A 23,779-nucleotide genomic window follows, 5' to 3' on the forward strand; every position below is an offset into this window, starting at 1 on the left:
GGGCAATCTCAAGTGGTCGTTGCAACACAGCTCCTGACCTGAGGAGATGTCGAGCAGATGCCACGACGTGTTGTCCCGAATCGCGCAGAAGTAGTCGCTAAGTTCCATGCCATGCGAGATTCGGGTGCTTCAGTGATCCACGCGTCGGCCGCTGCCGGCGTCAGCCGCACCACCGGCAAGCGGTGGATAGATCAGAAGGCAGGAATCGTCCGCGGGGCCAAACGGGTCCGGCCCGAACCCAGCGGACGATTCCTCTCGCAAGCCGAACGAGAGGAAATCGCGATCGGCACCGCGATGGGACTAACCCAGACCGATATCGCCGACCTGATCGGACGTCACAAGTCCGTCGTCTCCCGCGAACTCAAACGCAACACCAACCTTGGCGGCACCTACCGATCAGTGTCCGCACACCAGCGAGCGGACACACGCGCCCGCCGACCCAAGGCCGCGAAACTCGCCGACCGCAACAGTGAGCTCCGCACAGAAGTCGTCCGCAGACTCCGCAAAAAGTGGTCACCACAACAGATCTCGGCGACACTGAAGATCGACTACCCCGATCGACCGGAGATGCACGTGTCGCACGAAACGATCTACAACGCCATCTACGTCCAAGCCAAAGGCGAACTCAAAGCCGAAGTCGCCGATGCACTACGGACCGGGCGGGCGCATCGCCGCAAACACGGCCGGGTACCCAGCAACGCTCATCACATCCCCGACAAAACGCTGATCTCCGAACGACCCGACGACGTCGAAGACCGCACAGTACCCGGGCACTGGGAAGGCGACCTGATCCTCGGTGCCGGCAACAAATCGGCGATCGGCACCCTCGTCGAGCGCACGTCACGGTTCACCATGCTGCTCCACCTGCCGCACTCGCACAATCTCGACGCCGTCCGAGACGCGATGATCGAGGCAATCCGGTCGATGCCTGCGGTACTCAAACAGTCGGTGACCTGGGATCAAGGTCTCGAAATGCGTCGGCATGCAGAAATCACTATGGCCACCGACATGGCAATCTACTTCTGCGACCCCCACAGTCCCTGGCAGCGCGGAACGAACGAAAACACCAACGGACTCCTGCGGCAATACTTCAAAAAAGGCACCGACCTGTCCGTGCACACCGCCGAACGACTCCAAGCGGTCGCCGCTGAACTCAACGACCGCCCCCGGAAAACACTAGGCTGGAAATCACCAGCAAAAGTGATCAACGAGTTAGTCGTTGCAACAACCACTTGAAACCGCCCTGATCGTATGAATGGTTCATTCAAGCGATGGGTGCGGCACCGTCAGACCTCGCCACCCAACTGGGCGAGCGCCTTTCTCTGGCGATCGGAAGACTCCGGCACCTCGACGGCGGACCCCCTCGTCGGGGATCGAATGTCGGAATGCGTAGGAGACGGAGAACGCGGACCTGCACCGATATGAAGAAAGCCCCTGCAACCAACCGGTTGCAGGGGCTTCTCTGCGGAGGATAGGGGATTTGAACCCCTGAGGGCGTTAACCCAACCCGCGTTCCAGGCGAGCGCCATAGGCCACTAGGCGAATCCTCCGTGTGGAAGCGTACCGGATAACCCCCTCCAGATCCCAAACGGGCCCCGATGAGGGCCACCGAACCGGCGTGGCCGCCAGTGTGGTTACACTCTTCAATGGATCCCGCGCGGCGCGCATCCTGTGAACTCCCCCAGGGCCGGAAGGCAGCAAGGGTCAATGGGCTCTGCCGGGTGCGCGGGGTCCCCTTTACTTTCAAGGGACCAGATTTCGAGCCCCGACACCGAGAGGGAAGCTCCACATGCCAGCGCAAACCCAAATGGGGTTGATGAGCCATGAGGAGCTCGTCTCCGAGAACGAGCGTCAGTCTGCCAAGTACCAGCAGCTCGCAGATGAGAACCTCGCACTCGACCTCACCAGAGGGAAGCCGTCGCCCGAGCAGCTCGATCTTGCTGCCGGTCTGCTGACGCTTCCCGGTGAGGATTACCGCGATGGCAACGGAACCGACTGCCGCAACTACGGCGGACTCGCAGGTCTTCCCGAGTTGCGAGCAATCTTCGGTGAAATCCTCGGCATTCCGGTGAAGAATCTTCTGGCCGGCAACAATGCGAGCCTCGAAATCATGCACGACCTGGTTGTGTGGGCCCTGCTGCACGGTCTTCCCGATTCGCCGCGGCCTTGGTCGGCCGAGCCCAATATTCGCTTCTTGTGCCCGGCACCCGGGTACGACCGGCACTTCGCAATCGCCGAGAGCTTCGGCATCGACATGATCGCAGTCTCGATGCTTCCCGATGGTCCCGACATCAACGAGATCACCCGTCTCGTCTCGTCGGATCCGCAGATCAAGGGCATGTGGGCGGTTCCGAATTACTCGAACCCCACGGGGGCGGTGTACTCCGAGGAAGTAGTGCGAGCGTTGGCATCCATGCCGACTGCCGCCCCAGACTTCCGACTGTTCTGGGACAACGCTTACGCCGTGCATCCGCTGGTGGAAGAATTCGCCCCGTCCCACGACATTCTCGGGTGGGCGGCCGAAGCCGGACATCCGAACCGTCCGTTCGTATTGGCGTCGACGTCGAAGATCACGTTCGCCGGTGCGGGCGTCAGTTTTTTCGGCAGCTCGGACGAGAATCTCGCTTGGTACCAAAAGCATTTGGGTAAGAAGAGCATCGGTCCGGACAAACTGAATCAGCTTCGGCACCTGCGGTTCTTCGGCGACGCCGACGGTGTCCGTGTCCACATGGCAAAGCACCGGGACATCCTTGCACCGAAGTTCGCGCTTGTCGGTCAGATCCTCGAAGATCGGCTCGGGGCGTCGAAGATCGCGTCCTGGACGGAGCCGAAGGGTGGATACTTCATCTCCCTCGACGTGCTCGAAGGTACCGCGGCCCGCTCGATCGCCTTGGCGAAGAACGCCGGTATCGCGTTGACGGGAGCGGGTTCGGCATTCCCGTACGGAAACGATCCCGAGGACCGAAACATCCGGCTCGCTCCGAGCTTCCCGTCTTTGGATGATCTCGAGAAGTCGATGGATGGGGTCGCGACCTGCGTTTTGCTTGCAGCGACCGAAAAGCTCCTCGACAGGTAAATGGAATACGCCCTGGTGGACGTATTCCATTTACCTGCGACGAAGTCTCTCAGTGGCCGATCACTACCGCGCCTTCGGGCGCTTCGGCGAGTAGGCCCGGTCGCAACAGGAACCCCGTGATGACCGCGCCCAGCGCGAAGATTCCACTCGCCCACCAGAACGTCGTTGTGTAGCTGGCGAGTTCGGCGTTGGCCTGTAGTGCTGCCGCACTCGATGCCGTGGCCGCGTTGTCTGTCACATACGTGGCTGCGGCGCTCGCTGCGATGGTACTGAGTAGTGCCGTACCAATCGAGCCGCCGATCTGCTGCATGGTGTTGACCGTGGCAGAGGCGACACCGGAGTCGTCGAGGTCTACCCCGGAGATCGCACTCTGAAAGGCCGGAGCCATGGAGGCGCCGAGCCCAAGGCCCATGATGATCAGGCCGGGCAGAATATGAGTCGTGTAGGTGCTGTCCAACGAAATCTGAGTCAGTAGACCCATTCCGACCGAGGCAACCAGCAGGCCAGTTGTCATCAGGACCCGGGGGCCGAACCGCGGCAGGATCACTCCCGTCGACACGGTTGCAGTCAGGATCAACGCTCCGATCATCGGCATGAATGCGAATCCGGTGGTGATCGGTGTGTAGCCGAGTGTGCTCTGCATGTAATACGTGAGGAAGAGGAATACCGCGAACATGCCTGCACCGGTGACGAAAACTGCGAGGAACGACCCGGCGCGTGTCCGGTCGAGGATGATGCGCAGTGGCAGCAGCGGATGCTCGACGCGTTGCTGCAGAACGACGAACACTCCGAGCAGTGCTGTGCCGATGATGAGGAACGCGAGGGTGACCGTGTTGCCCCAACCGTCGGATTCTGCGTGTGCAAAACCGTAGACGATTGCGAACAGCGCGGCCGAGACGGTGACAGTTCCCGGAATGTCGAGCTTGGGCCTTGTGGTGACCGCATGCTTGGCCAAAAGGATGAATCCGGCGACGAACGCCACCCCGGCGAAGATCAGGTTGACGTAGAGGCTCCAACGCCAGGTCGCCCACTCGGTCAATATGCCTCCGAGCAGCAGGCCTAGCGCGCCACCGCCACCGGCGATGGCACCGAAGATGCCGAATGCCTTTGCGCGTTCCTTCGGGTTCGTGAACGTGGTTGCCAGCAGCGACAGTGCCGCCGGTGCGAGTAGTGCACCGAATACGCCCTGGCCTGCGCGAGCTGCGACGAGCATTCCGAAGTTCACCGATGCGCCCCCGACCGCGGACATCAGTGCGAACCCGACGAGTCCGATGAGAAAGGTGTTGCGACGACCGAACAAATCGCTGAGTCGTCCGCCGAGGAGCAGGAGGCTTCCGAAGGCCAGCGCGTATGCGGTGATGATCCAGGAGCGGTTGCTGTTGTCGAAGCCGAGGTCGAGCTGGGCCGCGGGTAGCGCGATGTTCACGATGGTTGCGTCCAGAACGACCATGAGCTGAGCTAGGCCGAGGGTGGCGAGAACCAGCCAGCGAACGCGATGCGATTTGGCTTCAGCGGTTTCTGCCGAGGGCGGTGACGTCGATGCCTCGACGCTGTCCGAAGACAATGCGGTCATGATCGTCCTTCTGTCGATTATGCGGAGGTGTACTCTCCGGTTATCGACCAAAGGTAGCAGCTAAGCGGAGGGTAGTCCTCCGCTTATCGGGTGAAACGGACATTCAATGAGTGTGAAAGCCGACACAGGGGCAAAGAAGCCGCTTCGGGCTGACGCGGAACGAAACCGTAAGCGCATCGTCGAGGCAGCTCGGGAGCTGTTCGCATTGCGTGGCATCGACATCACTCTCGACGATGTAGCCGATCATGCGAAGGTGGGCGTCGGTACCGTCTATCGGCGCTTCTCGTGCAAAGAAGAGCTCATCGATGGTGTCTTCGAGCAACGGCTCGAGGAAATGGTCGTGCTTGCCGAGGAGGCCTTGACCGCATCCGACCCGTGGGAGGGCCTTGTCGCGTTCCTCGATCAATTGTGTGAAGGGATGACCGCGGACCGGGGTCTCGGTGAGGTCGTACTCGGCACAGACGAGGGCTGTGAGGGGATCGCGCAGGTGCGCGAACGGCTCGAGCCCTTCGTCGAAAAGATCGTCCTCCGTGCGAAGGCGTCGGGTCAGCTCCGCGCCGACGTCGAGGTCAACGATATTTTTCCACTGATCGGCATGGTCTCCACAGGTGCCGAATTCACCTCGGCGGTGGACGCCGGAAATTGGCGCCGCTATTTCACCGTGGTTCTCGACGGGCTCCGATCCAAACCCGGTGCGGCGACCGCTCTACCTGGCCGTGCACTCACCGGAGTCGAGCTCGACTCGGCCAAAGCTGCAATGCATCGCCGTCGCCGCTGATTCGTCGTTGTGAATGTTCACAGGATTCTCGCAAGAGGACGGTGGGCTCAACCACCAGTCTTCCACCTGTGCTGTGCATCACGTATGGTCCGTCACAAGTGTTGCTACTGCCTAGTAATGAACGGCGGCAACAGTGGACCTATGGGGGTAATGCATGCAAGCGTCACGGGTAGTCGGGCCGGCCGTCGGAGCCGTTCTGTTGGCAGCAACAGCGATGACGCCCTTGGCGTCGGCTCAGCCGCCATCGGGTTCATCGACCGGATCGACAGTGGAGTCCGACTTCTACACGCCTCCGAGCCCGCTGCCCGACGGTGATGCAGGGGAAGTACTTCGCTCCGAGCCCTCGCATTTGGCGATTTCGGTGCCCACGATCGGTGGGGCGCTCCCCGGCGAGGCGACTCGAATCATGTACCGCAGCAAGGACTCCAACGATAATCCGATTGCAGTGACGGGTACCTACATCGATCCGTCGGCAGACTGGACCGGCCCAGGTCCGCGACCGCTCGTGAGTCTCGCACCCGGTACGCAGGGGCAGGGCGACCAGTGTGCGCCATCGAAGATGTTGAACAACCTCATCACTTACACGCCACCGTTCGACGCCATGGTGGAGTACGAGGTGCTCGCCGCGTACGTGTTGCTCTCTCAGGGGTATGGCGTCGTCATCACCGACTACGAGGGACTCGGCACCCCGGGTGCGCATACTTACGTCAACCGCGCTGCCGAAGGGCATGCGGTTCTCGATGCGGCTCGGGCAGCGCAAAGTCTCTCCGGCACAAAGATTTCCACAGATGGACCCGTCGGGCTGTACGGCTACTCGCAGGGTGGAGGCGCGGCGGCGTCCGGCGCAGAACTGGCATCCGAGTACGCGCCGGAACTGAACATCGTCGGAGCGTATGCGGGTGCTCCGCCTGCTGATCTGAAGTCGACACTCGAACAGGTGGACGGCACCATTCTCACCGGCGTTATCGGGTACACGCTCAACGGTTTGCTCGAATCCGACCCCGATCTGCGTCAGATCCTCGACGAGAACATCAACGGGGCGGGCCAGGCGATGTTGACTGAGGTCGCGGATCAGTGTGTCGGCGATACGATTCTGACGGTCGGGCTCCATCGCACAGAGGAGTACACCAACACCGGCGAACCGATGTCGGTTGTTCTCGACAGGCTACCCAGGGCCCAGGAGATATTGGCGGCCAACAAGATCGGCGAACGCACGCTCGACGCACCCGTGCTCATCCAATCCGGCACTTCCGACGACATCGTCCCGCACGGCCAGGCTGTACAGCTGGCCGCCGACTGGTGCAGTCAGGGTGCAACCGTTCAGCTCAGCAGTGCGCAGGTTCCGGCCATCGTGCCGGGATCGGGTGCAGGACACTTGATCCCGGATCTACTCGGACTCGGCGAAGCGCAGACTTGGATGAAAGATCGTTTCCATGGGGTCTCAGCGCCGTCGAATTGCTGAGGTGATCTCGTACGGTCCGTGCGCTGTCAGCGCGGACCGTACATGATCACGGCGACGCCGAGAAGGCAGAGTGCTGCTCCCGTCACGTCCCACTTGTCCGGCTCGAAGCCGTCGGCAATCATTCCCCAGGCGAGCGATCCCGCGACGAAGACACCGCCCTATGCGGCGAGGATGCGGCCGAAGTTGGCTTCAAGCTGCAGCGTCGCGACAAATCCGTACGCACCGAGCGCAATGACGCCTGCGCCGATCCAGATCCATCCGCGGTGCTCTCTGACTCCCTGCCACACCAGCCATGCCCCGCCGATCTCCAGCACCGCGGCGACGCCGAACAACAGGATGGATTTGAAGTGCAATATGTTTGCCGAAGTGCAATATGTTTTCCGAAGTGTAGGAGTATCCACGCTCGGGTAAAGGGGTGAAGGATATGTTCACAGCGAGGGGCGGCGGCAAATGATCATGACCGATCGAGGTCAATCGAGTAAGCCCAACGGAGGTAAGTGACCCATGCGTGAGCAGTACAACGTCACCCTGGGTACCCTCGCAGCCGATCTTGCATCGATGTGCGGACTTGCCGATGCTGCGATGGAGTCGGCCACCAGGGCCTTGCTGACCGCGGATCTCGCCGTCGCGGAACACACCATCTCCGGCAGGGAAGCAATCGACAGAGCTGCAGCAGACTGGGAGCACCAAGCCTTCGGTGTCCTCGCGTTGCAGTCGCCTGTCGCACTGGACCTGCGAATCATGGTCAGTGGACTTCACATCGTCGCCGATCTCCAGCGCATGGGGGAACTGGCCATCCATATCGCCGAGCTCGCTCGACGCAGGCACCCTGCACACGTACTGCCGGTCGAGGTGGAGAGTGTGTTCGCCGAGATGGGGCGCGTCGCCGTCGAACAGGCAGATTCGACGCGCAAAGTTCTGCTTTCCCGTGACGCCGAACTGGCTACCGAGCTGCAGACCAAGGACGAAGCGATGGACGAACTCCACCGGAGCTTGTTCACGTTGACGTCGGCACCGGGTTGGCCGCACGGGATCCCCGCTGCCGTCGACATCACGTTGCTCGGCCGATTCTACGAACGGTTCTCCGACCACACTGTCGAGGTTGCCAAGCGGGTGATCTTCCTCGTCACCGGTGAATTTCGATCCGACGAGACCTAGCCGACCACTGCCGGTGGACGCCGACACCGCACTGGACTCGATAACGTGATTTCTTCCCGCGTGGCAGGATCGGAGTCATGTCTCCTACTCTGAACCTGGTCGGCGACCCAGAAGCCGATGCGCTGCTCGCCGAGGACCCTTTCGCGTTGTTGATCGGAATGCTTCTCGATCAGCAGGTTCCGATGGAGTCGGCGTTCGCCGGTCCCAAGAAACTCGTCGACCGGCTGGGGGATCTGAAGGTCGAGACGATCGCGACGGCCGACCCGGAGGAGTTTGCGGCCGTGTGCGCTACAACGCCTGCGGTACATCGCTTTCCGGCTTCGATGGCCAAACGTATTCAAGGACTCGCGGAATACCTCGTCGAGAACTACGACGGTACGCCGGATCAGATCTGGCGCCGTGACAGTCCTGACGGCCCCGAAGTACTGAAGCGGCTGAAGGCTTTGCCGGGGTACGGAGATCAGAAGGCCCGTATCTTTCTCGCGTTGCTGGGCAAGCAGATGGGAGTGACGCCCGACGGGTGGCGCAAGGCTGCAGGCGCGTATGGGGACGAGGGATCGCGGCGGTCGATCGCCGATGTCGTCGATGAGAAGTCGCTCCTCGAAGTCCGCGAATTCAAGAGGGCAGCCAAGGCAGCAGCAAAGAACAAGTGACGTACGAGCACTGGCTCGAGAGTATCGACGAGGCGTCGCTGGCCCGTCTTCTCGAGATGCGTCCCGACGTGGCGCTCGATCCGCCACCGCGCACGTATGCCGCACTTGCCCACCTTCTGCGGCGTGATCGATCGTTGGATGCTGCCATGCGTGAACTCGACGTGGGTGCCCTGTCACTGCTCGTGATTCTCGCTGGAAGCGAATCGATCTCGCGTTCGGACCTCGGCATCGCGGTCGCGGAGGGGATCGATTGCACGACGGCCGATGTAGATCGCGCGGTGGGATCGCTGATCGATCTCGGGCTTTGCTCGCCGGTCGGTGAGGGTTACGCGTGCATTGTCGACGACGTCGAGCGCCTGAATCTGCATGCGCTCCTCGACGCATCGCGGCCCGTCATGGTCGAGCGAGGTGCCGCGAATGTGCGATCACAGGAACTTGCGGTGGCAGGTTTCTGCGACCTCGTCGAAGCAGTGCTCGTGGAAGTCGATGCAGGCGCTGTGAAAGCGGCCAGAGCGGGGGGAGTGGGGAGCCGCGAGGTTCGGGCACTTGCCAAAGGCGTCGGCGCTGATGTCGACGACGTCGAACTGGTTCTCGGTCTCGTAGGCGAATTGCGTCTCGTCGAAGCTCGCACCTCTCTACTGCGATGCACGACCGAGTACGGCGAATGGCAATCGATGGACCGGGCAACGAAATACACGAAAATCGTGGAAGCGTGGTGGTGGTCGGAGGGTGCCGCGACGAATTCCTTCCAAGCGAACGGTACGCGTGCCCAGATACTCGGTCGGATTGCCCCGAATCCGTCGACGGCCGTGCTTCGTCGACGCATGATCGACTCGATCCCGGACGGTGGTTTTCTCGACGTCGACTCGGCTGTGAACTACACAGTGTGGAACCTGCCCCGGTTCGCGGCCGAGGCGAACCCCGGTGATGCTGCGGCGGTGTGGCGCGAGGCATCCGCACTCGGGATCATCGTCGACGGTGCTCCGACGGACTTGTCACGACTGCTCGGAAGCATGGGAGCTACCGTCGATGGGACGGTAGTTGCACCCGCCGTGCACCAGCTCGTCCACCGAGCAGAATCAGTAGTGCGGTTGTTGCCCGATCTCACTGCCGTGGTGTCCGGACCTGTGAGCGAACGTGTTTCACTGCTCCTCACGGGATCGGCCACCCGCGAATCGCGCGGCGCTGCGTCGGCCTGGCGGTTCAGCGACCGGTCCATCCGCGGTTGGCTCGATCGAGGTGGTTCCGGCGAAGAACTGCTCGTATCCCTGGCTGCAACCGCATCGACCGAAGTGCCACAGTCGCTCGAATACCTGATCCGTGACGTCGTGCGCAGGCACGGGGCAATCACCGTCGACGGGGTGTCCGGGCGTATCGAGTCTCGAGATACCGCGCTCATCGCCGAGATTCACGCGCGTGCACTTTTCGAGGCCGAAAGGTGCACGGACACTATCCTGGCCCCGTCGATACCGACGAACGGTGTGCTCGACGCGTTGCGGTCTGCGGGCTACGCCCCAGTGCTCACCGGCGACTTCGCACCGACCGAGGTGGCCCGGGTGGCACCTCGACCACTACAGCCCCGCATCATTCCGATTTCGCCGCAGCGCACCGATGTCGGTGTGTTGGCGCGCGCTCTGGTGACAGGTGATCCGGTCGAGGTCGATGTAGCCCGATTGGCCGCGCGTGTGAAGACCGTTCATCACCTCCCGACCAGAGATGCCGACGCCCTCGCCGGAGCTATCGCGCTCGGCACCGAGGTGACGGTCGATGTACTTACTGCGGGCATGGGCATCGTCAAGGACACGATCGGTGACATCCTCCTCGATTCCGGTACGTTGCATGCCTGGTCGGAACGGTTGCAGACCAGGCGGAGTATCGAGATCTCGAATGTCCGGATGGTCGTCGCGCCGCTGTTGTGAACTCGAGACTGGGCCATCGACGCCGATGTCGGCGTTCGCCGGTACCCTTTCGGCGTGGCTCTCTACCGGAAGTACCGTCCTGCGACGTTCGCTGAGGTTGTCGGGCAGGAGCACGTCACCGAGCCCTTGAGTGTGGCGCTCAACTCCAACCGAATCAACCACGCCTACCTCTTCTCCGGCCCACGTGGCTGCGGCAAGACGTCGTCGGCGCGCATCCTCGCGCGTTCGCTGAACTGCGCCGAGGGCCCTACCTCCACACCGTGTGGGGTGTGTAATTCCTGTGTCGCGCTCGCGCCGGGTGGACCAGGCAACTTCGACGTCGTAGAGATGGACGCAGCGAGTCACGGCGGCGTCGACGATGCCCGTGATCTTCGGGACAAAGCGGTGTATGCACCCGCCGAGTCTCGTTACGTCATCTTCATCATCGATGAGGCTCACATGGTGACCACGGCGGGCTTCAACGCGCTCCTCAAGGTGGTCGAGGAGCCGCCGGAGCATCTGGTCTTCATCTTCGCCACCACCGAGCCGGAGAAGGTGCTGCCGACCATTCGCTCACGCACGCACCATTACCCGTTCCGGTTGCTGCCCCCGTCGACCATGCGCGGACTGCTCGAAAAGATCTGTGCGCAGGAGAACGCGATCGTCGCGGATCCGGTGTTTCCGCTCGTCATCCGTGCAGGAGGTGGATCGCCGCGTGATTCGCTGAGCGTGTTGGATCAGCTCCTCGCGGGCGCAGGTCCGGAGGGTGTGACGTACCCCCGGGCGCTGTCCTTGCTCGGAGTCACCGATGTCGCGCTGATCGACGAAGCGGTCGATGCTCTCGCTGCAGGCGACGGTGGGTCCCTGTTCGGCACCATCGACAAGGTCGTCGATGCCGGTCACGATCCACGCAGGTTCGCCACCGACCTCCTCGAGCGGCTGCGCGACCTCATCCTGATGCGCGCCGTGCCCGACGCCGGAGAACGCGGTCTGATCGACGTCCCGGGCGACGTGCTCGAACGACTCCGCGAAGAGTCCACGCGCATCGGATCGGCAACCTTGGCGCGATACGCGGAAATCGTGCACTCCGGATTGGGGGAGATGCGTGGGGCCACTGCACCGCGACTTCTCCTGGAGGTGATGTGTGCACGCATGCTTCTGCCCTCCGCTTCCGATGCCGAATCTGCTGTACTGCAACGTCTCGAGCGACTGGAACGACGTCTCGACGTGACCCTTCCTGCTGGTGAACAAGCCGCGGTCGATCGGGCTGCGGGCGTCGAAGATGCAGCTCCGAGGCGGGTCGAGACGTCGGCACCAGCGGTGCCGGTGGAGGACACTCCGTCGAAGTTCGTTCGCCCATCACAACGGCCTGTGGCAGAGGCACCTACGCCAGCCGTGCCTGCGGACGCTGCTGCACCTACCCCGTCCCCGCCTTCGGTGACCGTGCCTGCGCCGAAGCCCATCGTGACGCCGGATCCGGAACCACAGCCGGAGCCGGAATCACAGTCGGAGCCCGAACCGGTCCACGTGCTGGACCCAGCGCCCGAGCCGAGTGCGGAGCCTGTGCTCGCCACCAGCCACGAGTCGCCTTCACCGCCCGAGCCGGTTCTGGTACCGCAGCCGGAGCAAGAGCACAAGGCTGAATCGAAGCTCGAGCCGTCAGCTGTCAGCGAGCCCGTTGTCAGTGAGCCCGAGCCCGAGTCGGAGCCCGAGCCGACTCCCGCCGCGTCGAACAAGCCCGACGCGGCGGCGGTACGTGCCGTGTGGTCCGAGGTCAGGACCAAGGTTCGTGAGCGCAGCCGTACGGTCGAGGTCATGCTGTCCGGAGCGTCGGTGCGCGCCGTCGACATGGATTCGATCACTCTCGGCCACGACTCGGCCCCGCTGGCCAAGCGGCTGGGGGAACCGCGAAACGCCGACGTCATACGAGACGCACTGCGTGATGTGTTCGGTGTCGACTGGACGGTTACCTGCGTGGTGGGTGCGACCGCACCCGTCGAAGAGTCCGCGGTATCGAAGGACGGTCCCGACACGCCGAAAGCCCCGTCGATGAAATTTTCACGACCGAGCCAGAGCAACAAGGTGCCGCGAACGACCGATGATGCCTTCGGATCGGCGGGAGACGGCTCGGTGTACGACGATATTCCGCCACCTGAAGCGCCGGACTACCCTGACGACCCCGAGCCGGCCGGTCCGCCACCACCGGAAACCGCTGAGGACGAGGAAGAGCTAATGAAGGCGGCCGCAGAGCCCGCGGACCCATCGATCAGGCGTGATCCGGATACGGTCGCGCTGGAGTTGATTCAAACGCAGCTGGGCGGGACTCCTCTGAAGGAGTGAGTTGCTCGGTGTGGATGTTGTCGAGTGCATTCCTAGCCACTCGACAACAAGGGGCTAGGCCGGTTCGATATCTTCCGGATCCACGAACACCAATCGCCCGTCGTCGAGTGCGACAGCATACCGACGAGCGAGGGCCCATTCACGGTCGGAGACCGACGCTTGCTGGTCGCCGAAGTCTTCTTTGACCACACCGGACTCTTTTGGCCAATGCTCACGCGATAGCTCGGCATCGGAGCTGTAGCGAACCTTCACATGTGCGCCGACAGCAACGGGCTGCTGGGTGTCCATGGACATCAACTCCTGATCTTCCACAAATATCCCCCCGCTATGTCGATTGTAGGTCTACCCAGCACCTTCGAAACCCAAACTGCCCATTCGGTCACAGACAATGCTCGTTTAGGTCCTGTCGCCTCAGTGGTAACACGTTCTAGTCTGTACACAGCCGAGGTGTATGCCTCGTGTCCTGCAGTGCCCTGACCGGCGCTGCCACCGAAATCAGTACGTGGAAGGAACTGCACGCTGTGACTACAGAGGCGTTCATTTACGAAGCCATCAGAACCCCGCGCGGTAAAGGGAAGAACGGCTCGCTGCACTCCGTCAAGCCAATCTCGCTGGTTACCGGGCTGATCGACGAACTTCGTCGTCGATTTCCGGATCTGGACGAGAGCCGCATCTCGGACCTGATCCTGGGTGTCGTGTCGCCGGTAGGCGATCAGGGCGCGGACATCGCACGTACCGCCGTTCTCGCCGCGAAGATGCCGGACACCGTGGGCGGATTCCAGCTCAATCGGTTCTGCGCTTCCGGTCTGGAAGCAATCAACATTGCCGCCCAGAAAGTGCGCTCCGGATGGGACGAGCTCGTCATCGCCGGTGGCGTCGAGTCGATGTCTCGCGTCCCGATGGGTAGCGATGGTGGACCTTGGGCAATGGACCCGGCCACCAACTACGACACCTACTTCGCACCCCAGGGCATCGGCGCTGACCTCATCGCGACGATCGAGGGATTCACCCGCGAGGACGTCGACGCGTACGCAGTCCAGAGCCAGGAACGCTCGGCAGCGTCATGGTCGGGCGGATACTTCGCCAAGTCGGTCGTACCGGTCACTGATCAGAACGGCCTGCTGATCCTCGATCAGGACGAGCACATGCGTCCGGGCAGCACCGTCGAATCGCTCGGCAAGCTCAATCCCGCGTTCACCGGTATCGCCGCAATGGGCGGGTTCGACGACGTCGCGCTCCAGAAGTACCACTGGATCGAGAAGATCAATCACGTCCACACCGGCGGCAACAGCTCCGGAATCGTCGACGGTGCAGCCCTCGTTCTCGTCGGCAGTGAGCAGGCAGGCAAGGACCTCAACATGGTTCCCCGTGCCCGCATCGTCGCTACCGCAACCAGCGGCGCCGACACCACCATCATGCTCACCGGTCCCACCCCGGCAGCGAAGAAGGTACTCGCGACGGCAGGACTGACGGTCGATGACATCGATCTCTTCGAGCTGAACGAGGCATTCGCTTCTGTTGTCCTGCGCTTCCAGAAGGATCTTCAGATCCCGAACGAGAAGCTCAACGTCAACGGCGGCGCCATCGCGATGGGCCACCCGCTGGGCGCCACTGGTGCCATGATCACCGGCACCGTGCTCGACGAGCTCGAGCGTCGCGGCGGTCGGTACGCACTCATCACCCTGTGCATCGGCGGCGGCATGGGCGTAGCCACCATCATCGAGCGAGTCTGAGGAACATAATGTCTGACAACATGATCAAGTGGGACCAGGACGCCGACGGCATCGTGGTGCTCACCATGGACGACCCCAACCAGGGCGCCAACACGATGAACCAGCTGTACAAGGACTCGATGGGAGCCACCATCGACCGGCTCGAATCCGAGAAGGACTCGATCACGGGCGTCGTCATCACGTCCGCGAAGAAGACCTTCTTCGCCGGCGGCGACCTGAAGAACATGATGAAGATCGGCCCCGACGACGCACAGCAGGTCTTCGACGAGGTCCAGATCGTCAAAGCGCAGCTTCGCCGCATAGAGAAGCTCGGCAAGCCCGTCGTAGCAGCCATCAACGGTGCGGCACTCGGCGGTGGATTCGAAATCGCACTCGCAACTCATCACCGTATTGCGGCGAACGTGTCCGGAGTTCAGCTCGGCCTCCCCGAGGTTTCCCTCGGCCTGCTCCCCGGTGGCGGTGGCGTCACGCGCATCACCCGCCTCCTCGGCATCCAGACCGGCTTCATGACGGTGCTCGCCCAGGGCACCCGATTCCGTCCCGACAAGGCGCTCGAGATCGGTCTCGTCCACGAACTCGTCGACAGCATCGACGCGCTCGTACCGGCCGCCAAGGCCTGGATCAAGGCCAACCCAGAGGGCGGCGTCGCTCCCTGGGACGTCAAGGGCTACAAGATTCCCGGTGGGACACCGTCGAGTCCGGCTATGGCCGCTGTTCTGCCTGCTTTCCCCTCGAACCTGCGTAAGCAGCTCAAGGGTGCACCGATGCCCGCGCCGCGTGCAATCCTCGCCGCTGCAGTAGAAGGGGCCCAGGTCGACTTCGACAACGCGTCGACGATCGAGTCGCGGTACTTCACCGAGTTGGTCACCGGGCAGATCTCGAAGAACATGATTCAGGCGTTCTTCTTCGACATTCAGGCGATCAACGCAGGCAAGTCGCGTCCGGACGGCATCGAGAAGACGAAGTTCAACAAGGTCGCAGTCCTCGGTGCAGGCATGATGGGTGCCGGAATCGCCTACGTGTGCGCCAAGGCCGGCATCGACGTCGTGCTCAAGGATGTGGCTATCGAGTCCGCACAGAAGGGCAAGGCGTACTCCGAGGCCATCGAAGCCAAGGCACTCTCGCGTGGGAAGACCACCCAGGAGAAGTCCGACGCACTGCTTGCTCGGATTCACCCGACCGCCGATGCCAAGGACGTCGAAGGCGCGGATCTCGTCATCGAGGCAGTCTTCGAGTCCGAGGAGCTCAAGCAGAAGGTGTTCCAGGAGATAGAGGACCTCGTCGATCCGACGGCGTTGCTCGGCTCGAACACCTCGACGCTGCCGATCACGAGCCTGGCGAAGGGAATCAAGCGCCAGGAAGACTTCATCGGGATCCACTTCTTCAGCCCCGTGGACAAGATGCCGCTCGTGGAGATCATTCGCGGCGAGAAGACGTCGGACGCTGCTCTGGCAAAGGCATTCGACCTGGTCCAGCTCATCAAGAAGACCCCGATCGTCGTCAACGACAGCCGTGGGTTCTTCACCTCCCGCGTCATCGGCACGTTCATCAACGAGGCGATCGCGATGCTCGGCGAGGGTGTCGAACCGGCATCCATCGAGCAGGCAGGTCTGCAAGCGGGCTACCCCGCAGCGCCGCTGCAGCTCTCGGACGAGCTGACGCTGACGCTGATGCAGAAGATCCGCAAGGAAACCGCCGACTCGGTGATCGCCGCCGGCGGCACTCCTGTCGAGGATCTGGCCGGTGCGGTCATCAACAAGATGGTCGACGAGTTCGAGCGTCCCAGCAAGCTCAAGGGCGCAGGCTTCTACGAGTACACCGACGGCAAGCGCACCGGCCTATGGCCCGGACTGCGTGATGCGTTCAAGTCGGGTACCTCGGAAGCTCCGTTCGAAGATCTCATCGAGCGCATGCTCTTCATCGAGGCTCTCGAGACTCAGAAGTGCTTCGACGAAGGGGTGTTGACCTCGACGGCCGACGCCAACATCGGATCGATCTTCGGCATCGGCTACCCAGCGTGGACCGGCGGCGTGCACCAGTACATCGTCGGCTACAAGGGTGGTCAGGCGGGCTTCGTCGCACGCGCCGACGAGCTGGCAGCGAAGTACGGCGAGCGGTTCACTGCGCCGGACTCGCTCCGCTCCTAGCAGCCATGTGAGTGGGGATAAGTCCCACGGGACGTATCCCCACTCACATGTCGCGGTACGCGACCAAACGCTCGGCGCCGTCGGTGAACTGCTTGCGCATCAAAGTGCAGGCTGCATCGACGTCGCCGACGTCCAGGGCTTTGATCAACTGCTCGTGATTGCTCACCGCCGCGCGGCCCCATTCAGGGTCCGACGCATACAGGCGGGTGGGGGTGTAGCGGGTCGCGTTGTTGAGAAACCACGCCAACTTGCTCGCCTCGGCCAGTCGGTTGATCAATCGGTGGAACTCGAACTCGCTGACTTCCACTTCCTCGGCCCGGCCGTTCGCCACGGCAGCGGCCAAAGATGCATTGAACTTTCTCAGCTCGGCGATCTCCGGTTCGCCGATTTTCGGTGCTGCACGCCGAACCAACTCGACGGCAATCCGACCCTGCAGCCAAAAGATGTCCACGATATCGGCCGGAGTGGTGCCGAGACCACGTATCCCCGATGCGGGACGAGTTCGACCATTCCCTCGCCCCGAAGTGTCAGTAGAGCTTCGCGGACCGGCGTGACACTGACACCGAGCTCGGCTGCGGTCTCGTCCAATCGGATGTAGCTACCGGGGCGAACTTCTCCGGACATGACGAGGTGTCGCACATGGTTGGCGACGTCCTCGGACAGCTGGGGACGTCGAGTAAGCGCTGTCGTTGCGGAAAGTCGTGCGCGCTCTGCCTGCCATGACGATCAGCCAATCACAGTGTGCAGGTCCGCACTCAACTCCGGGGCCGGATCAAAGACTTCGTAAGGGGCTCGACCACGCGTGCAGCGACCGGTCCGAGTACCGCCATCAGCAGCACGTACGCGGTCGCAAGAGCAGCCAGCTCGCCGTCGACAGCGCCCGCGGCGACAGCGAGTCCCGCGATGACAATCGAGAACTCTCCGCGCGCGACCAAAGCTGCACCCGCGCGCAGCTGGCCAGGCCTACCGATGCCTTGCCGACCCGCGGCCCAGGCGCCCGTCATGACTTTGGTGATTGTGGTTGCCACGGCCAGGACGACGGCCCAACCGAGGACAGGCGGGATGGTCGAGGGGTCCGTATTCAGGCCGAACACGACGAAGAACATGGCGGCGAAGAGATCACGTAGTGGTTCGAGGATGCGGGTTGCGTTGTCTGCGGTCGAACCGGAGATGGCGATGCCGAGAAGAAAGGCGCCGACTGCTGCCGATACTTGCAACTCGGAGGCGATGCCGGCCACCACCAACGCTGATCCGAGAACCGTGAGCAGAACTACCTCGCGGTCGGGGCTGTCTACTACGGCAGAGACGAATCGTCCGTATCTGAGCGCGACCACCAGCACCACGGTGATGACGAGCAGCGAGATTCCGACCGCGACGAAGCCACCCAGAATGCCCACTCCGGCCAGGATTGTTGTCAGTATCGGCAGGTAGATCGCCATCGCGAGATCCTCGAATACGAGGATCGAAAGCACGACAGGGGTTTCCCGGTTGCCGAGACGACCCAGATCGGTGAGAACTTTGGCAATGATGCCCGAGGAGGAGATGTAGGTGACGCCGCCGAGAACGAAGGCGCCGACGCCACCCCAGCCGAGCATGAGCGCGACGACGGCTCCCGGCGCGAAGTTGAGGACGATATCGACGACACCGGCCATCCACGACCTGCGTAGGCCGGTGACGAGCTCGGTGGCGGTGTACTCCAGCCCGAGCAGCAAGAGTAGAAGTATGACGCCGATCTCGCTGGCCAGTTCGCTGAACTCGTCGATGCCGTCGAGCGTGATGAAGCCGCCGTTGCCAAAGCACAGCCCGCCGAGGAGATAGAAGGGGATAGGGGAGACGCCGATGCGTCCGGCGAGCCTGGCGAGGAGGCCGAGTGCAAAGAACACTGCCCCGAGTTCGGTCAGCGCGAGGGCGCTTTCGGCCATGGAAAGTCAGCCCTGTTTCTTCTTAGACCAGCCCTGTTTCTTCTTAAACATTGCCGAGCAGCTTTGTCGCTGCATCCAATCCCTCTGCCGTGCCGACCGCAACGAGCAGATCGCCGGAGACGATCAGGAAGTCAGGGTTCGGTGACGGTTGGACCTGCCCGGCGCGCATGACCGCAACGATGGACACACCGGTCTTGGTGCGCATAGTGGTGTCGCCGAGAGTTCGGCCGTCGAATCGCGAGCCCTCTTTGATGCGGAGCTGTCGCGTGTGGATACCGGGGAGTTCACGGTGCTCTTCCCCTAGCTGAGCAATGAGTTGCGGCGTGCCGAGCAAATTGCCCAGCGCCGCCGCTTCCTCATTGCTCAGTGTGATAGACGCCTGTGTCGCGTCGGGATCATCCATGCGCGAAACGATCAGTTCGTTCACGCCGTCCTTGCGGGTGATGACACCGATGCGGCGCCCAGACGCGAGGGCGAAATCCTTCCGCACCCCGATCCCGGGCAGCAGGGTCACTTCGACATTCATAGGGGAATGCTAACCCCAGTCGGTATGACCCGTACCGCCTAGAGCCCCTCGGTCAGGACGCGACAGCGGCCAGCAGTGCTTCACGCTGGTTGGCGCCGAGTCCACCGATACGGCGGGTGTCTGCGATGGAAAGCTGCTCGAGCAGCTGTGCGGCGCGCACCGAACCGACACCCGGAAGTGCCTTGATCAGTGCGGAGACCTTGGTCTTCTTGACGATCTCGTCGCCCTCGGCCTTTGCGAGAACGTCAGCAACGCTCAGCTCGCCGGACTTGACGGCGGCCAGCAGCTTCGACCTGGCGGTACGTGCCTCGGCCGCCTTGGCCAACGCCGCGGTGCGCTGTTCCGGAGTCAATACTGGTAAAGCCATGGCCTTATCTCCTCGATAGTGGTGACCCGTCGCTCAATGACATGGTCGGGACCCTCTTGCATCGTGCCCGGTGGCTCGGACAATCTTTTCGAACGACACGCATGTCATTCGGAGTGAGCCACCGATCCTTCACCGCCAGGCTACGTGCTTTCGCTTTCGGGGTATGCCCCGACCAGCAGTTCGGCGGATCCGGATCTCGGCAACTGTGTCACTTCGGTCCAGCTGGCGCCAGTAGCGAGGGGTCTCGATAGCGCGTGAAGCCGATGGGGCTCGTCATCCGGTCAGCCCGCATCGGCAGGTGAATACGTGCTTCGGAGAGCGACTTTGACAACCTTGCCACTGGCGTTGCGGGGGAGGGCGTCGACGACCACGAGCTCTTTCGGGTGTTTGTACCGTGCGAGGTGCTCGCCCAGCCACTCCGCAAGTTCCTCCAGGGTCAGATCCGGGGCCCCGGACGCGTCGGTCAGGGCAACTACGGCTACGAGTACCTCGCCCCAGGTCTCGTCGGCTCGCCCGATGACTGCAGCTTCGCGGATCCGTGGATGTGAGAAGAGGACGTTCTCCACTTCGGCGCAGTAGATGTTCTCGCCACCGGAGATGATCATGTCCTTCTTGTGGTCGACTACGAAGACGAACCCTTCGTCGTCCTGACGGACCAGGTCCCCGGAGTGGAACCAACCACCGCCGAACGCGTCGGCCGTGGCATCGGGGTTCTGCCAGTACTCACGCATGAGAGTAGGGCCCCAGTAGACGATCTCACCGATCTCCCCGCGAGCGACGTCGTGCATGTCGTCGTCGACCACACGGGCCGAAACGGTGGCGATGACGCGTCCGACGGAGCCGAGCTTGCGCAGCGCATCGGCTCCGTCGAGAACACAGGTGATGGGTGACATCTCGGTTTGGCCGAAGACCGCGACGTTGAGTGCTTCGGGGAACGTTGCCGACATGGCCTCCAAGATGGTGTCCGAGGCCGGGGCGGCGCCCCAGTACCCCCAGCAGCAGACTCGGAGCCAGGCAGCCGAGGGCCGCGATGTGAAACATCGGTGACGCGCAGAAGCCGATTTCGTCCACGCCGTGCATCTGCAGTGCGCGAATGCACGTCAGCGCTTTCGCCTGCATGTTGGCGTGGGTCAGCACAGCACCTTTCGGTCGGCCGGTGGTGCCGGAGGCATACACGATCAGTGCAGGTGCATCATCGGGGACGTCGACGGGTGCGGCGTGTTCGGCGGCGACGAGCAATCCCTCGTACTCCGCACCGACCGTCGCACCGCTGTTACCGGCCAGGAACGCGACGTCAGGGGCGGTCATCCTGAAGTTCACGGGTACTGCCAGCGCGCCGAGCGCATTGATCGCCAGGACCGATTCGAGGTATTCGGGGCGGTTGAGCATGAGGATCAGGACGCGATCTCCGGCGCCGACACCTCATCGGCTCAGGACATCGGCGAACCTCGCGACCCGATCGGAAAGCTCGCGCCAGGTGGTCGATTCACCGAGAAACCGCAGCGCGAGCCCATCCGGATTCATCAGGGCGTGCCGCCGAACCTGGTTGTTCCAATTGTTGCGAACCGAACGTTGCGGCTCTTGAACGTGATCGGATGGGTCCATTGCTGGTTCCTCTTTTCGCGCGAACCGCACACGGCGGCTACTGGGGCTCTTTACCGGTCAGAGTGTCGCCGGGTCTTGAACTCGTGGACCGACGCTGCGTTCGGGTGTGTACGGACACGTCGATGGATCGGCGAGCACACCGAGCTGGCTCGGACGGTAGCCGCGCGGGTAGCCGGGGTACGTCTTGTTCTTCGAATCGTCGGTAGTTCTCGAATTCCGACGCTTGGGCAAAAATCGTTCCCCGCGTGCTTTGGCGCGCAAACTCGCTACCGCGATGCGACGCAGAGTCGGTGAGCCGGCCGGGAAGCCGAACGCATGCGCCATCTTGTCGTCCATCAGCGCATAGACACCTTGCCGTACCGCCGGATGCAGTGCCGTCGGAAACCATGAGCAGAACAAGTCGAGGGTGTACTTCCCGACGCGGTGGTTGTCCTCGGTGTACCGGAACGTGCGTTCTTCGTAGTCGAGTTTGAATCGCGCGAATTCGGTGTAGGACTCGGGAATGTTCTTGATACCCATCCGAATTCCGACTTCGCGGTAGAAATAGAACGTGGCCAGGCGTTCCTTCGGGTGCAGCCGACGCCAGCCGTATCGGTCGATCCAATCGATCGGCTCGTAGATGAATGTGGTCAGGACATAGAGCAAGTCGTCGTTGTCGATGTCGTACTTGCCGTGCATTCGATTGATCGTCCGCAGTGACTCGCGTCCCCTCTCGGAGTCGTAGCCGTGCTCGAGCATCTCCGCCATCAGGAGCGATGTGTCGTCGTAGCGCTTCTGCGGTCGATTCTCGAATTCGCCTGTTTTCTCCAACAGTTCGGAGATGGTCGGGACGCAGTACGTCCGGAACAGGGCGAATTCCAGAGCGCGTTGGTAGTCCCACGGAAACTCGCAGCCTGCGGTGATGAGATGAATCTCGTGGTTGTCCACTCTCGGATCGAGTTCCTCTATTCGGCGCAACCACCCGTACCGGCCGCGCTTGGGAGTGAAATCCATGTCAGCCTCTCCCGTGTCGCAGTTTGAGCATCAGTTTCGAAATCTTCATGTCACGTGCTTTGCGGTTCATCGTGAGCAGCTTCAGTGGTATCGCGAATTGCTGTACGGCAAGTGATTTGACGGTGCTGAACTCGCGGAGTCCGTCGGCGCCATGGATACGACCGAAGCCGGAGTCGCCCGTACCACCGAACGGTAGGGCGGGAATGCCGGCGAACCCGAGAACGGAATTGACCGTCACGACGCCGCAGTCGAGTCTTTCCGCTGCTCGTCGTCCGGCCTCGGTGTCCTTGGTGAATACCGAGGCGCCGAGTCCGTACACCGATGCGTTGGCGCGTTCGATACCTTCGTCGAGATCACGAACCTTGTTCACTACCACCGTCGGACCGAAAGTCTCTTCCGTTATCGCAGTGGAATTCTCGGGAACGTCGGTGAGAATGACGGGGTCGATGTACGGGCTGTGCAGCGATTCGAGGCCACCGACGACAGCACGCGCGCCTTTGGCCAGGGCGTCCTCGATCTGGCCTCGGACGATGTCGCTCTGCTTACCGAGGGTCATCGGACCGTACGAGGAGGATCCGGAACCGCCGGGCTTCAACGCTGATACTGCCGCAGCAAGTTTGTCGACGAAGTCCTCGTACACCGGAGCCGCGACATAGATCCGCTCGACACCCGCGCACGTCTGACCCGCATTGCCCATCGCGCCGAAGGCTGCAAACTCGACGGCTGCGTCGAGATCGGCGTCCGCGTCGACGAGCATGGCATCTTTGCCACCACATTCGGCAACGAGCGGGGTCAGCGACTGGGCGCACGTTGCCATGACCTTCTTGGCAGTGGCAGTGGACCCGGTGAAGGCGATTTTGTCGACTCCCGCAGTGCACAACGCAGCGCCGGTCGATCCGTCACCGGTGACGGTCTGCAGCACCAGCTGTGTCGGCGCGAGGGACTCCCACTTCTTCGCCAGCCACACACCGACACCCGGGGTGAGCTCGCTCGGTTTGAACACCACCGCGTTGCCGGCCGCAAGTGAATACGCGATGGAACCCATCGGGGTGTACAGCGGGTAGTTCCACGGCCCGATGACGCCGACCACGCCGAACGGCCGATAGCCCACATATGCCTTCTGATTGGCGCTGATCAGCCCCGAGGACACCTTGCGCTGCTTCAGCGTCTTCTCGGCGTTCCGTGCAGCCCAATCGATGTGTTCGGCGGCCATCATGACCTCGAGAATCGCATCCTCATCGGGCTTGCCGCTCTCGGCGGCAATGACCGCAGCAAGGCTCTGCGCATCCTTGGCGATTGCGTTCTTGAACTCGAGCAACCAATTCTTGCGTCCGGTGAAACCTTGAAGATCCCACCACCGAGAAGCTGCCCGAGCGCGGTCGACGGCGGCCCGGACTGCCTCGTCGTCGGAGATCGGATAGCTGGCCAGAACGTCGCCTGTCCTCGGATCGAGACTGTCGAAAGTCCGAACTTCCATCTGCGTGACCTGGTCCGTCATGGGCCGAAATCCTCCCGGTCTCTGCAATCACATCACATATATGTGATGTG

Annotated in this window: 17 protein-coding genes, 1 tRNA gene, 1 other RNA gene and 3 pseudogenes; 11 read left to right on the forward strand and 11 right to left on the reverse strand. The window is 62.4% G+C overall.

Annotated elements, in window-relative coordinates; genetic code table 11:
• Positions 1–57: 57 nt before the first annotated feature.
• The gene (locus BJI47_RS06325) at positions 58–1,236 is read left to right on the forward strand and encodes an IS30 family transposase (protein ID WP_217808487.1); all 1,179 of its coding nucleotides are present in this window, start codon (positions 58–60) and stop codon (positions 1,234–1,236) included.
• Between the two features lie 229 nt (positions 1,237–1,465).
• On the opposite strand, the gene BJI47_RS06330 is transcribed toward BJI47_RS06325, so the two are convergent.
• Positions 1,466–1,550 (reverse strand) — tRNA-Ser (locus BJI47_RS06330).
• 95 nt (positions 1,551–1,645) lie between these two features.
• Here BJI47_RS06330 and ffs point away from each other — a divergent pair.
• Together ffs and BJI47_RS06340 are read left to right on the forward strand one after the other, a co-directional pair.
• An RNA gene (ffs, locus tag BJI47_RS06335) (signal recognition particle sRNA small type) lies at positions 1,646–1,740 on the forward strand.
• A 49-nt stretch (positions 1,741–1,789) separates the two neighbouring features.
• Entirely contained in the window at positions 1,790–3,076 is a 1,287-nt protein-coding gene (locus tag BJI47_RS06340; protein ID WP_088942947.1) for an aminotransferase class I/II-fold pyridoxal phosphate-dependent enzyme, read from the forward strand.
• Between the two features lie 49 nt (positions 3,077–3,125).
• Here the strand turns inward: BJI47_RS06340 and BJI47_RS06345 are convergent, their stop codons facing one another.
• The gene (locus BJI47_RS06345; RefSeq protein WP_088942948.1) at positions 3,126–4,649 is read right to left on the reverse strand and encodes an MFS transporter; all 1,524 of its coding nucleotides are present in this window, start codon (positions 4,647–4,649) and stop codon (positions 3,126–3,128) included.
• Between the two features lie 106 nt (positions 4,650–4,755).
• Here BJI47_RS06345 and BJI47_RS06350 point away from each other — a divergent pair, with 106 nt between their 5' ends.
• Both BJI47_RS06350 and BJI47_RS06355 read left to right on the forward strand, forming a co-directional pair.
• Positions 4,756–5,427 (forward strand): TetR/AcrR family transcriptional regulator, encoded by a 672-nt coding sequence (locus BJI47_RS06350; protein WP_088942949.1) that lies wholly within the window; start codon positions 4,756–4,758, stop codon positions 5,425–5,427.
• A 154-nt stretch (positions 5,428–5,581) separates the two neighbouring features.
• Positions 5,582–6,889: a lipase family protein gene (locus BJI47_RS06355; protein WP_088942950.1), complete on the forward strand. Its 1,308-nt coding sequence runs from the start codon at positions 5,582–5,584 to the stop codon at positions 6,887–6,889.
• Between the two features lie 26 nt (positions 6,890–6,915).
• Here the strand turns inward: BJI47_RS06355 and BJI47_RS06360 are convergent.
• A pseudogene (locus BJI47_RS06360) lies at positions 6,916–7,242 on the reverse strand (YnfA family protein).
• Between the two features lie 151 nt (positions 7,243–7,393).
• On the opposite strand from BJI47_RS06360, the gene phoU reads away from it, so the two are divergent.
• From phoU to BJI47_RS06380, 4 genes are all read left to right on the forward strand, one after another.
• Positions 7,394–8,047 carry a phosphate signaling complex protein PhoU gene (gene phoU / locus BJI47_RS06365; protein WP_088942951.1) on the forward strand — a complete coding sequence of 218 codons (654 nt, stop codon included), beginning with the start codon at positions 7,394–7,396 and terminating at the stop codon, positions 8,045–8,047.
• A gap of 77 nt (positions 8,048–8,124) precedes the next feature.
• The gene (locus BJI47_RS06370) at positions 8,125–8,700 is read left to right on the forward strand and encodes an HhH-GPD-type base excision DNA repair protein (protein WP_088942952.1); all 576 of its coding nucleotides are present in this window, start codon (positions 8,125–8,127) and stop codon (positions 8,698–8,700) included.
• A complete protein-coding gene (locus tag BJI47_RS06375; protein ID WP_088942953.1) occupies positions 8,697–10,619 on the forward strand; it encodes a helicase-associated domain-containing protein in 1,923 nt (640 codons plus the stop codon). The genes BJI47_RS06370 and BJI47_RS06375 overlap by 4 nt, the downstream gene beginning before the upstream one ends.
• A gap of 54 nt (positions 10,620–10,673) precedes the next feature.
• On the forward strand, positions 10,674–12,938 hold the full coding sequence (locus BJI47_RS06380; protein ID WP_088942954.1) for a DNA polymerase III subunit gamma and tau: 2,265 nt from the start codon (positions 10,674–10,676) through the stop codon (positions 12,936–12,938).
• A gap of 54 nt (positions 12,939–12,992) precedes the next feature.
• On the opposite strand, the gene BJI47_RS06385 is transcribed toward BJI47_RS06380, so the two are convergent.
• On the reverse strand, positions 12,993–13,226 hold the full coding sequence (locus BJI47_RS06385; protein ID WP_254900422.1) for a hypothetical protein: 234 nt from the start codon (positions 13,224–13,226) through the stop codon (positions 12,993–12,995).
• Positions 13,227–13,459: 233 nt separating this feature from the next.
• Between BJI47_RS06385 and BJI47_RS06390 the strand changes: the two genes are divergently transcribed.
• Together BJI47_RS06390 and BJI47_RS06395 are read left to right on the forward strand one after the other, a co-directional pair.
• Positions 13,460–14,671: an acetyl-CoA C-acetyltransferase gene (locus BJI47_RS06390; RefSeq protein WP_088942986.1), complete on the forward strand. Its 1,212-nt coding sequence runs from the start codon at positions 13,460–13,462 to the stop codon at positions 14,669–14,671.
• An 8-nt stretch (positions 14,672–14,679) separates the two neighbouring features.
• Positions 14,680–16,818 carry a 3-hydroxyacyl-CoA dehydrogenase NAD-binding domain-containing protein gene (locus BJI47_RS06395; RefSeq protein ID WP_088942955.1) on the forward strand — a complete coding sequence of 713 codons (2,139 nt, stop codon included), beginning with the start codon at positions 14,680–14,682 and terminating at the stop codon, positions 16,816–16,818.
• 43 nt (positions 16,819–16,861) lie between these two features.
• Here the strand turns inward: BJI47_RS06395 and BJI47_RS06400 are convergent.
• The 7 genes and pseudogenes from BJI47_RS06400 to BJI47_RS06430 form a co-directional block, all read right to left on the reverse strand.
• Positions 16,862–17,442: pseudogene (locus tag BJI47_RS06400) on the reverse strand (GntR family transcriptional regulator).
• A 131-nt stretch (positions 17,443–17,573) separates the two neighbouring features.
• Complete coding sequence (locus BJI47_RS06405) at positions 17,574–18,740, reverse strand: cation:proton antiporter (protein WP_088942956.1); 1,167 nt, start codon at positions 18,738–18,740, stop codon at positions 17,574–17,576.
• A 43-nt stretch (positions 18,741–18,783) separates the two neighbouring features.
• Complete coding sequence (locus BJI47_RS06410) at positions 18,784–19,266, reverse strand: cation:proton antiporter regulatory subunit (RefSeq protein ID WP_088942957.1); 483 nt, start codon at positions 19,264–19,266, stop codon at positions 18,784–18,786.
• Positions 19,267–19,318: 52 nt separating this feature from the next.
• Positions 19,319–19,633 carry an integration host factor, actinobacterial type gene (mihF, locus tag BJI47_RS06415; RefSeq protein ID WP_084345684.1) on the reverse strand — a complete coding sequence of 105 codons (315 nt, stop codon included), beginning with the start codon at positions 19,631–19,633 and terminating at the stop codon, positions 19,319–19,321.
• Between the two features lie 281 nt (positions 19,634–19,914).
• Positions 19,915–21,238, reverse strand: a pseudogene (locus BJI47_RS06420) (AMP-binding protein).
• A gap of 57 nt (positions 21,239–21,295) precedes the next feature.
• A complete protein-coding gene (locus tag BJI47_RS06425; RefSeq protein WP_088942958.1) occupies positions 21,296–22,231 on the reverse strand; it encodes an oxygenase MpaB family protein in 936 nt (311 codons plus the stop codon).
• A gap of 1 nt (position 22,232) precedes the next feature.
• Positions 22,233–23,729, reverse strand: a complete 1,497-nt coding sequence (locus tag BJI47_RS06430; protein ID WP_088942959.1) for an aldehyde dehydrogenase family protein — start codon at positions 23,727–23,729, stop codon at positions 22,233–22,235.
• Positions 23,730–23,779 lie beyond the last annotated feature (50 nt).

The sequence above is a fragment of the Rhodococcus sp. 1168 genome (genome assembly GCF_002091955.1).
GTDB lineage: Bacteria > Actinomycetota > Actinomycetes > Mycobacteriales > Mycobacteriaceae > Rhodococcoides.

Bases quoted from the DNA above. Each gene is read 5' to 3' on its own strand.
- BJI47_RS06325 (WP_217808487.1), top strand. From the start codon at position 58: ATGCCACGACGTGTTGTCCCGAATCGCGCAGAAGTAGTCGCTAAGTTC.
- BJI47_RS06340 (WP_088942947.1), top strand. From the start codon at position 1,790: ATGCCAGCGCAAACCCAAATGGGGTTGATGAGCCATGAGGAGCTCGTC.
- BJI47_RS06345 (WP_088942948.1), bottom strand. From the start codon at position 4,649: ATGACCGCATTGTCTTCGGACAGCGTCGAGGCATCGACGTCACCGCCC.
- BJI47_RS06350 (WP_088942949.1), top strand. From the start codon at position 4,756: ATGAGTGTGAAAGCCGACACAGGGGCAAAGAAGCCGCTTCGGGCTGAC.
- BJI47_RS06355 (WP_088942950.1), top strand. From the start codon at position 5,582: ATGCAAGCGTCACGGGTAGTCGGGCCGGCCGTCGGAGCCGTTCTGTTG.
- phoU (WP_088942951.1), top strand. From the start codon at position 7,394: ATGCGTGAGCAGTACAACGTCACCCTGGGTACCCTCGCAGCCGATCTT.
- BJI47_RS06370 (WP_088942952.1), top strand. From the start codon at position 8,125: ATGTCTCCTACTCTGAACCTGGTCGGCGACCCAGAAGCCGATGCGCTG.
- BJI47_RS06385 (WP_254900422.1), bottom strand. From the start codon at position 13,226: ATGGACACCCAGCAGCCCGTTGCTGTCGGCGCACATGTGAAGGTTCGC.
- BJI47_RS06395 (WP_088942955.1), top strand. From the start codon at position 14,680: ATGTCTGACAACATGATCAAGTGGGACCAGGACGCCGACGGCATCGTG.
- BJI47_RS06405 (WP_088942956.1), bottom strand. From the start codon at position 18,740: ATGGCCGAAAGCGCCCTCGCGCTGACCGAACTCGGGGCAGTGTTCTTT.
- BJI47_RS06410 (WP_088942957.1), bottom strand. From the start codon at position 19,266: ATGAATGTCGAAGTGACCCTGCTGCCCGGGATCGGGGTGCGGAAGGAT.
- mihF (WP_084345684.1), bottom strand. From the start codon at position 19,633: ATGGCTTTACCAGTATTGACTCCGGAACAGCGCACCGCGGCGTTGGCC.
- BJI47_RS06425 (WP_088942958.1), bottom strand. From the start codon at position 22,231: ATGGATTTCACTCCCAAGCGCGGCCGGTACGGGTGGTTGCGCCGAATA.
- BJI47_RS06430 (WP_088942959.1), bottom strand. From the start codon at position 23,729: ATGACGGACCAGGTCACGCAGATGGAAGTTCGGACTTTCGACAGTCTC.